1 rRNA gene is annotated in these 1,437 nt (G+C 50.5%); it reads left to right on the top strand.

The features are described 5' to 3' along the window. Nucleotides 1-1,366 (top strand): 23S ribosomal RNA (locus tag PALI_RS00070); the annotation flags it as partial. Nucleotides 1,367-1,437: the final 71 nt, after the last annotated feature.

Below are 1,437 nucleotides of genomic sequence, written 5' to 3' on the forward strand. Positions count from 1 at the left end.
GATGAAGTTGCTGATGCCATACTTCCAGGAAAAGCCTCTAAGCTTCAGATTATATGGAATCGTACCCCAAACCGACACAGGTGGTCAGGTAGAGAATACTAAGGCGCTTGAGAGAACTCGGGTGAAGGAACTAGGCAAAATCGTACCGTAACTTCGGGAGAAGGTACGCTCCTATCTGTGATGAGACTTGCTCTCTAAGCGGACGGGAGCCGCAGTGACCAGGTGGCTGGGACTGTTTATTAAAAACACAGCACTGTGCAAAATCGCAAGATGACGTATACGGTGTGACACCTGCCCGGTGCCGGAAGGTTAATTGATGGGGTTATCCTTAGGGAGAAGCTCTTGATCGAAGCCCCGGTAAACGGCGGCCGTAACTATAACGGTCCTAAGGTAGCGAAATTCCTTGTCGGGTAAGTTCCGACCTGCACGAATGGTGTAACCATGGCCACGCTGTCTCCACCCGAGACTCAGTGAAATTGAAATCGCAGTGAAGATGCTGTGTACCCGCGGCTAGACGGAAAGACCCCGTGAACCTTTACTACAGCTTGGCACTGAACATTGAACCTACATGTGTAGGATAGGTGGGAGACTTTGAAGCAGCGACGCTAGTTGTTGTGGAGTCAACCTTGAAATACCACCCTTGTAGTTTTGATGTTCTAACGTTGGCCCCTGAATCGGGGTTACGGACAGTGCCTGGTGGGTAGTTTGACTGGGGCGGTCTCCTCCTAAAGAGTAACGGAGGAGCACGAAGGTTGGCTAAGTACGGTCGGACATCGTACGGTTAGTGTAATGGTAGAAGCCAGCTTAACTGCGAGACAGACACGTCGAGCAGGTACGAAAGTAGGTCATAGTGATCCGGTGGTTCTGAATGGAAGGGCCATCGCTCAACGGATAAAAGGTACTCCGGGGATAACAGGCTGATACCGCCCAAGAGTTCATATCGACGGCGGTGTTTGGCACCTCGATGTCGGCTCATCACATCCTGGGGCTGAAGTCGGTCCCAAGGGTATGGCTGTTCGCCATTTAAAGTGGTACGCGAGCTGGGTTTAGAACGTCGTGAGACAGTTCGGTCCCTATCTGCCGTGGGCGTTTGAGAATTGAGAGGGGTTGCTCCTAGTACGAGAGGACCGGAGTGAACGAACCGCTGGTGTTCGGGTTGTCATGCCAATGGCATTGCCCGGTAGCTACGTTCGGAACTGATAAGCGCTGAAAGCATCTAAGCGCGAAGCAGGCCTCGAGATGAGTTCTCACTAGACTTTTAAAGTCTCTGAAGGGCCGTTGAAGACTACAACGTTGATAGGCAAGATGTGGAAGTGGTGTGAGCCATTAAGCTAACTTGTACTAATTACCCGTGAGGCTTAACCATACAACGCCAAACGCGTTTTATGTGATAGTGAAACAAGCGAAGAAGTTAATATGACTAAAGTAGATATTACT

Origin of the sequence: Pseudoalteromonas aliena SW19 (assembly GCF_014905615.1) — a bacterium.
GTDB lineage: Bacteria > Pseudomonadota > Gammaproteobacteria > Enterobacterales > Alteromonadaceae > Pseudoalteromonas > Pseudoalteromonas aliena.